Raw genomic sequence first — 8,180 nt, 5'->3', positions numbered from 1 at the left:
GTGGGAGCGGGCTTGCTCGCGAATGCAGCGTGTCAGTCAACGTCTATGTGCCTGATACACCGCGTTCGCGAGCAAGCCCGCTCCCACATTGCTTTGAGGTGGCTGTTGTTTCGCCTCAGTCGTCCATCGCGCCAAAACGACCGGAGTGGAAATCGTTGAAAGCCTGGTGAATCTCCTGCTCGCTGTTCATCACGAACGGACCATGGCCAACGATGGGTTCGTCGATGGGCTCACCGCTGAGCAGCAACACCACCGCGTCTTGATTGGCGTGCAGGTGCAACTGCTCGCCGGCCCGGTCGAACAGCGCCAGTTGCCCGGCCTCGACCCGCTCGCGACCGTTGACCTGAACCGTGCCACGCAACACCACCAGTGCGGTGTTGCGGCCATCGTGTACGTCGAGGGTCAGGTTTTTTTCGGCATTCAAGCGCATGTCCCAGACATCGATGGGCGTAAAGGTTTTCGCCGGGCCTTGGTGCCCCTCGAAGCGGCCGGCAATCAGGCGCAGGCTGCCAGCGTTGTCCTTCAGGTCGATGCTCGGAATGTCGCCCTTGAGGAGCGTCTGGTAGCCGGCCGGGGCCATTTTGTCTTTGGCGGGCAGGTTGACCCACAGCTGGACCATCTCCATGAACCCGCCTTGCCGGGCGAAGTCTTCGGAGTGGAACTCTTCATGAATGATCCCGGAAGCGGCTGTCATCCATTGCACGTCGCCAGGGCCGATCTTGCCGCCGCTGCCAGTGGAATCCCGGTGTTCCAATTCGCCCTGGTAGACGATGGTCACGGTTTCGAAACCGCGATGAGGGTGCTGGCCAACACCGCGACGCTCGGCGGTGGGTTCGAATTGCGTGGGGGCGGCGTGGTCCAGCAGCAGGAACGGGCTGATGTGCTTGCCCAGGTTATCGTAGGAAAACAGCGTACGAACCGGGAAGCCGTCACCGACCCAATGGGCTCGGGGGCTGGTGTAGACGCCGATGATGTTTTTCATGCTGTGTCTCCAAAATCAGGTACTGCGATTTGATGGACATAGCTTAAAACCGCCCCCCTTGAAGCACTAGACAGCAAAAACCGGCCGTAGCGTTCTATTTGGAGAACAATGAAGGACCTAGAAAAACTGCAAGTCACCACAGTCCCCCTATGGGAGCGGGCTTGCTCGCGAATGCGGTGTGTCAGCAAACATTTACTTCACTGACACTCCGCATTCGCGAGCAAGCCCGCTCCCACAAGTTCTGGTGTTATTCAAAGGTGATTGCGCTTGGCGAAATCCGACAGGCCCACCAGCGTCTTGAGTCCGAGTTTTTCCAGCAGACGGGTCTTGTAGGTGCTGACGGTTTTCGGACTCAGGAACAACGCCTCGGCGATGTCTTTGCCGCGCATTCCCATGGCCAGCATTCGCAGAATGGACAACTCACGGGTGGAGAGCGTTTCCAGGGTCTGCTGTTCAGTGCGTTGTTGAAAATCCAGCCTGACCGGCATTTGAGGGAAATAGGAGTAGCCGGATTTCAGCGCATGAATGGCCTTGATCAGCTCTTTCAGGTCGCTTCTCTTAGTCACGAAGCCCCTGGCTCCGGCGGAAATGCAGCGGTTGCAAAAGTGCTGCGCGTCCTGGGAAGTGAACACCAGCACCCCGCACCCAGGGAACTGGGCCATGATCCAGACCAACAGATCCATGCCATCGAATCCGTTCATCACCAGGTCCAGAATTACCAGGTCTGGCGCCTTTTCCTTGATCAACGCCCTGGCGTCGGCGACACCGCCCGCGTCCCTGACTCCGGTAAACCCCTCGTTCTGGCAAATGAGCCGCAATGCCCCTCGTATGACAGGGTGGTCATCCACGATCAATACGTCTTTCAAGGCAACTCCCCACGTAAATGCAAACGGCGCCGATGCCATGACTGCTTCGGACTGTTGCACAGGCGCCGGGCCAAGCCACCTGTCAGGTCTGACAGTGCCGACCAACGGTGCAGCTTCACCCTGCGTGACCTTGCCTGAGGGGGCGAAGCCAGGGTCGCGTCAACTCGCAGGCCTGGGGATCAACCCGTTGCATCAGACTCGCCAATGACGCAAGGTCAGGCAGTTGGGCCGGGCTCAAGTGCATGCTCGGCCGACGCGCGACAACCGCCGAGGACAGACCGATCTGGGGGGTGTTGTAAATCAGCGCGTGACGAAGCTGTGGGTTATCGAGGATGAAATCGTGCAAGTCCAGCGCGCCCTTCGCCAGGCCGGCATTGACCACGACCAGGTCGAACGGCTCGCTGCCGTATTCCACCAGCGTCAACAGCTCCTGCAGGCCACTCACGGGGGCGATCCGAAAATAGCCCTGTTGATTGAACAGGTGCTCAAGCCTCATTCGATGAGCATGTTGCGTGTCGGCAATCATGATACGTAATGCTTTGTTCGGCATGACAGGCGTCCCAATCGTTAAGGGGCGTCAGGCTAGAGGAAGCTTTTGATAGGCGCTGTAGGACGAATCCCAAAAAAGGGAGGAAAAAGGTACTTCGCATGTAGCTTCGGGATGACTACGCGGCTCGCTTAGCCATGAGAAGACCCGCGGGGACCGCTTCGCGGCCCAGCGCAAGCAAGCTCCCCCGCCACATAGGCCTCCAGTCGTTCAGTCAGGTCATCCATGGCTTGGCGCACGTCATCCACGGCGGCGCCGAGCAACGGCCGGTCACCCCCGCGGCAGGCACTTTCCAGGGCTTCGCAGGCGGCAATCAGGCGCTGGGCCCTGATCATCAGCGCGCCGCCCTTGACCCGGTGCGCCAGGTCAGCCAACCCTGGCAGGTCCTGGCGAGCGAGCAGACGCATCAATTGCGCCTGGTCCTGGGCAGTGCTGTTGACCAGTTCCTTTAGCAGTTTTTTGATTGAACCAGTGTCACCTGCGCTCAATTGTTCAAGGCTGCTCAAGTCGATGTCGCCGGTGGTCGACGCAAGCGCCAGTTCATCGGGCACTGCGGCGCAATCCTGCGTGACCGAAGCCAGGCAGCTGTTCAGCTCCTTGAGGCTGATGGGTTTGAACAGGCAATCGTCCATGCCGGCTTCGACACAACGGGCCTTTTCCTCGGGCTGGGCATTGGCCGTGAAACCCAGGATCACCCCAGGTGACAAACCCTCGGCCCGCTCCGCCTCGCGAATGGCGCGGGCCAGTTCGTAGCCGCTCATCAACGGCATGTTGCAGTCGGTAATGACGACATCGAAGCGTTCAGCCCGCCAAGCGCGCAACCCCTGGACACCCTCGTCGGCTTCCCGGACACGATGACCCAGATAGCTCAGTTGCTGGGACAGCAGCAGACGGTTGGCCGGGTAGTCGTCCACCACCAGAATGTTCAGCGCCCGCACCGGTGCCAGCGCCTCGACTTGCGCCGACGGCGCCTGAGCCAAGGCCTCGAGCGCCGGCAAGCTCAGCAGAACTTCAATCTGCGTGCCCTCCCCCGGCACGCTGCTCAACGTCAGGGTGCCGCCCATCATTTCGCAGAGCGTGCGGCTGATCACCAGCCCCAACCCGGAGCCGCTGCGGGCCGACTGGGTGTTGTTGCTGGCCTGGGTAAAAGGGCTGAACAAGCGGCGCTGATCCTCGGCCGAAATACCACAGCCGCTATCTTCAACACGCAGGCGGATTGGCAGGCACTGCGCGTCACCGCCCGGTTCGGCTCGCACACTCAAGCGCACCTGCCCCTGCTCGGTGAACTTGATGGCGTTGCTCAGCAGGTTCGACACGATCTGCTTGAAACGCAACGGATCGATCAATACGTCGCGGTTGATCGCGGCGTCGAGCTCAAGCTGCAAGTCCAGTTGTTTCTGCCAGGCAAGGCCTTCAAAGATCCGCGCCACCGATTCGATCAACTCCCGCAGATTGGCCCGCTGCGGGGTCAGCGACAGCCTGCCTGACTCGATGCGGGCGATGTCGAGGATGTCTCCGATCAAGTCGAGCATGCCGCGGGCGGCGCCTGACGCGACTTCGATGGCGAGCCGGTCCATGACACCCTGGTCGGCTTTTTTCAGGGCCAGTTCCAGCATGCCGATCACCGCGTTCATGGGGGTGCGGATTTCATGGCTCATGGTCGCCAGGAATGTGGTCTTGGCCCGATTGGCGTCATCGGCGCTTTGCTTGGCCACGCGCAGCTGCTCCAGCAGACGCCGCAGGTAAAAGGCCCACCCCAATGCCAGCAGCAACAGCAGCGCGGCGATGGCAAACCCCTGGACGATGGTGGTGCGGTTGCGCAACCAGTAGCTGTCGTCGATCACCACTTCACTGCGCCAACGATTGGTCAGCTCGTCCATTTCTTCGGGAGAAATACTCAGCAGCGCCTTGTCCAGGATCGAATGCAGCTCCGGCGCATCACGATGAGTCGCCAGGGCCACGCGCGCCGGCAATGTCCCCACGGTACTGGTGATGTGCAGTTTGCCGCGGTATTGGCGAGAAATCATATAGCGGGCGCTGATCAGCGAATTGATCGCGCCGTCCACCGTACCGGCGGCGACCATGGACATCGCGTCCGCTGAGTTTTCAGCCGGCACCAGGTGCACCCGGGGAAATTGTTCCAGCAGATATTCACGCAGCGCATTGCCACGAATCAGCGCCAGGCGTTTGCCCTCCATCTGGTCCAACGTCAACGGGACATTGCCCCCGACGGACGCCACCAGCACGAACGGATTACTCAGGTAAGGCCGGGTAAAACGCAACGTCCCCTCAAGCTCGGTGCTGGGTGGCGCGGCGGCCAGTACGTCGGCCCGACCGCTGCTGACGCGCCCGATCACATCATGAAGCGAGGTACCCCACTGGATATCGAACTTCAGGCCGGTGCGCAGGCTGATCCTGGCCAGCACATCAGCGCTGATACCCCGCAAATGCCCTTCATCGATAAACGTGAGTGGCGGGAAGTTCTGGTTGACGGCCACCGTGATCCGCGGATGGGCATCCAGCCAACGCTGTTCCTTGACACTGAAATGCAGAGGTTGCTGACCGGGGATGCTCGCGCCGCCAGCGCTCCAGCGGCGCAGGATGCTCATGCGTTCACTGGCGGGGATGGCTTGTAGCGCGGCGTTGATAATGCGCAGCAGGCGTGCGTTCTCGCGGCTGACCGCAAAGGCGAACGGCTGCACTTCCATGCGTGAGAAATCAGCCAGTTGGACGTTGTTCAGGTAGTTCTTGCTGATCAGGTAATTGGAGCTGATCGAATCCCCCAGGTAAACGTCGGCCTGCCCGAACGCCACGGCGCCGATCGCGCTCAAGGTCGAGGGGTACAACTGCAAGGCCGCATCCGGATAAAACGCCTTGACCGTATCGGTAGGCAGATAGTGATACAGCATCGCCACGCGCATGCCCGCCAGGTCCGTGGGCAAATCCTGGCTATCCTCGACCCGGGCCACCAAGGTGGGCAGGTCATCGGCATAGGGCTGGGACATCGCCAACTCGGGGTCGCTGGCTTCGAAGCCGTTGGCCGTTCCGAGCATGTCGATCTCACCACTGCGCAAAGCCTGGAGCGATGCCTCCCGTGACGCGTAGCGCTGCACCCGCACATCGACGTGCAACATCTGCCCCAGCAATTGGGCATAGTCAGCCGTAAGACCCTCATAGTCGCGGCCGTTGCTGGTGATACCGAAAGGTGCGTAATCCGGCGCCGAGGCCCCTAACAGCAACGTCCCCTTGCGGCGTAGCCAGTTCTTGTCGGCCTCCCCCAGGGACACCGAATAGTCGCTCACACTGGAACGCCCGAGCACTTGCAGCGACTCAGGTGCCGCGCCAACCTGCGGCGTCACACTTGATAAGCCTAGCAACAGCGCCACCAGGCCTGTGCGTAAGAACAGCGTCATTTGGATCAGGTTGTTTCGTTTGGCGTAGTCGGCCCGGAACACCACCGACTTCACGTCAAGTCAGGGAGACCGGCTGATGGGTTCAGACTGCCAAAGCGAGGGAACAGCGAACCGTCAACGCGCCCTGCCTGAAAGACAGGACACGTGAGGTGAGTGTAGGAAGTTTCTGAGAAATTGCCCGCAGGCCGATTGTTGTAGGCAGGGTTATGCCGTGGCCAGCTTCAGGTCGCGCACCGAACGGCTCTGTCCGCGATACTTGTCGTGCTCATACAGCGAACCGGCGATTTCATCGGCGCGCACCGGCAGGATCGACAACAAGGTATCGCTCAGGCCATGGCTGGCCTGGCAGAAGCCCTGCATGTAGATCGCCGCTTTGCAGCGCTCGTCGGTGATCAACTTGTAGTTGCGGTCTACCTCGAAATTCCCCAGGTATTGCTCAAGTGGCGCCAGCAATGTGCGGTGCATCTGCCGTTCGTAACCGGTGGCCAGCACCACCGCGTCATAACGGCGCACGGTCAGCTCTCCGGTGGCGTTGTTGCGCACCGCCAGCTCCACGCCGGCACCGGTGGCCGTGGCTTTCTCCACCGTGGTGAGGGTACGGAAGGCATGACGGGCGATGCCTGAGACTTTCTGGCGATAGAAAATCCCGTAGATGCGTTCGATCAGGTCGATGTCCACCACCGAATAGTTGGTGTTGTGGTACTCGTTGACCAACCGCTCGCGTTCGCTGTGGGGCTGCTGGAATACCAGATCGGTGAACTCCGGGGAGAACACCTCGTTGACGAACGGGCTGTCATCGGCCGGCTTGAGGGCCGAGCCGCGCAGGATCATGTCGACCTGCACCGAAGGGAAGCTGTCGTTGAGGTCGATGAAGGCTTCCGCGGCGCTCTGTCCGCCGCCGATGATCGCGATGTTCATCGGCTGGCCGTTCACGCACGGCTGCGTCGCCATGCGCTCCAGGTACTGGGAATGGTGGAACACCCGAGCGTCCTCCTTGAAAGCGCTGAACGCCTCGGGGATGCGCGGTGTACCACCGGCACTGACCACCACCGAGCGAGCAGTGCGCACCCGCTCTTCGCCCTGGCTGTCGCGGGAAATCACCTGCAACGCTTCGACCTGCTGGTTGTGCAGCACCGGTTCAATGCGCAGCACTTCTTCGCCATAGCGACTCTGCCCGGCGAACTGCCCGGCCACCCAGCGCAGGTAGTCGTTGTACTCCATGCGACACGGGTAGAACGTGCCGAGGTTGATGAAATCCACCAGCCGGCCGTGATGCTTGAGGTAATTGACGAACGAATAGGGGCTGGTGGGGTTGCGCAGGGTCACCAGGTCCTTGAGGAAAGAAATCTGCAACTCGCTCTGGGTCACCAGGGTATTGCCATGCCAGCGGTAGTCGGCCTGCTTGTCGAGGAACAGCACATCCAGTTCGCCCTGAACCGGGCCTCGCTCCTGCAGCGCGATAGCCAGCGCCAGGTTCGAGGGGCCGAAGCCGATACCGATCAAGTCGTGAACGTTGGGCGAAGCAATTGCCTGTGTCATGTCCAGTGTCCTCTGGAGAAGCCCCTCAACAGGGCGCGAAAAGCCTGGGGTGACCCGACCGATCTTTGGCAAGCCGGCAAGTCGTCTGTTGAGAGGAACGAGGACAGTGAAAAAAAATTTACCGTGATGCGACCGGCGTGGAGGGATTAATGCGCGTCCCACTGCCGCACGCGAATGCGGCAATGCTTCATGGCGTTGACGATGTGTTTTTCCACCAGTGCTCGGGAAATGCCCAGGCGTTCGGCGATTTGCGGATGGGACAGGCCTTCGAGCTTGCGCAGCAGGAAACTCTCGCGGCACAGCGGCGGCAACTCGGCCAGCGCGCGCTGGAGCAGGTCCAGGCGCTGACCGTGGTCAAGGCTGGTATGGGGCGATGGCGTGAAAAAACGCTCTTCGCTGTCCAGCACCTCCAGGGATTCGACCTGGCGCAGGGTATTGCGCCGATGTCCGTCGATCACCAGGTTCAGCGCGGTGCGGTACAGGAACGCCCGAGGCTGCTCGATGGGTGTGTCACTGGCGCGCTCAAGTACCCGCACATAGGCGTCATGCACCACATCCTCGGCCGCCTGGCGGTTGCCTAGCCTGGCGTTCAGGAAACACACCAGCTCGCGATAGTAGTTTTCCAACATGACTCCCCTGCGCAATGGCTGCGACAGCTATCCCTGTGCCAGATCGGCGCGCCTGAAATCGGCAATGGCACGATAATGGCAGATTTAATCGCGTAATTTATAGTAATTCTCATATAGATTTAAAGCTTTGGTTTGTATCAGTCCGGATTCGTTCAGATAACTAGGCGCCAAGCACCGCTTTTGTGGCGAGGGAGCTTGCTCCCG

The 8,180-nt window shown here is 60.6% G+C and carries 6 protein-coding genes; all 6 read right to left on the bottom strand.

Annotation, left to right across the window (positions count from 1 at the left end):
- Positions 1-115: 115 nt before the first annotated feature.
- Complete coding sequence (locus tag HU811_RS22250) at positions 116-982, bottom strand: pirin family protein (protein WP_092400336.1); 867 nt, start codon at positions 980-982, stop codon at positions 116-118.
- A 251-nt stretch (positions 983-1,233) separates the two neighbouring features.
- Positions 1,234-1,848: a response regulator transcription factor gene (locus HU811_RS22245; protein WP_092400334.1), complete on the bottom strand. Its 615-nt coding sequence runs from the start codon at positions 1,846-1,848 to the stop codon at positions 1,234-1,236.
- Positions 1,849-1,963: 115 nt separating this feature from the next.
- Positions 1,964-2,398: an ANTAR domain-containing protein gene (locus HU811_RS22240; protein ID WP_092400332.1), complete on the bottom strand. Its 435-nt coding sequence runs from the start codon at positions 2,396-2,398 to the stop codon at positions 1,964-1,966.
- Between the two features lie 128 nt (positions 2,399-2,526).
- Positions 2,527-5,808 (bottom strand): transporter substrate-binding domain-containing protein, encoded by a 3,282-nt coding sequence (locus HU811_RS22235; RefSeq protein ID WP_186658119.1) that lies wholly within the window; start codon positions 5,806-5,808, stop codon positions 2,527-2,529.
- A gap of 204 nt (positions 5,809-6,012) precedes the next feature.
- Positions 6,013-7,347 carry a lysine N(6)-hydroxylase/L-ornithine N(5)-oxygenase family protein gene (locus HU811_RS22230; RefSeq protein WP_186658117.1) on the bottom strand — a complete coding sequence of 445 codons (1,335 nt, stop codon included), beginning with the start codon at positions 7,345-7,347 and terminating at the stop codon, positions 6,013-6,015.
- A 146-nt stretch (positions 7,348-7,493) separates the two neighbouring features.
- Positions 7,494-7,976, bottom strand: coding sequence for a sigma-70 family RNA polymerase sigma factor (locus HU811_RS22225; protein ID WP_186658116.1), 483 nt, complete (start codon positions 7,974-7,976; stop codon positions 7,494-7,496).
- Positions 7,977-8,180: the final 204 nt, after the last annotated feature.

Source organism: Pseudomonas tehranensis (assembly GCF_014268615.1).
Classification (GTDB): Bacteria; Pseudomonadota; Gammaproteobacteria; order Pseudomonadales; family Pseudomonadaceae; genus Aquipseudomonas; species Aquipseudomonas tehranensis.
This window is presented reverse-complemented; position numbering and strand designations above follow the sequence as displayed.

Bases quoted from the DNA above. Each gene is read 5' to 3' on its own strand.
- HU811_RS22250 (WP_092400336.1), bottom strand. From the start codon at position 982: ATGAAAAACATCATCGGCGTCTACACCAGCCCCCGAGCCCATTGGGTC.
- HU811_RS22240 (WP_092400332.1), bottom strand. From the start codon at position 2,398: ATGCCGAACAAAGCATTACGTATCATGATTGCCGACACGCAACATGCT.
- HU811_RS22235 (WP_186658119.1), bottom strand. From the start codon at position 5,808: ATGACGCTGTTCTTACGCACAGGCCTGGTGGCGCTGTTGCTAGGCTTA.
- HU811_RS22230 (WP_186658117.1), bottom strand. From the start codon at position 7,347: ATGACACAGGCAATTGCTTCGCCCAACGTTCACGACTTGATCGGTATC.
- HU811_RS22225 (WP_186658116.1), bottom strand. From the start codon at position 7,976: ATGTTGGAAAACTACTATCGCGAGCTGGTGTGTTTCCTGAACGCCAGG.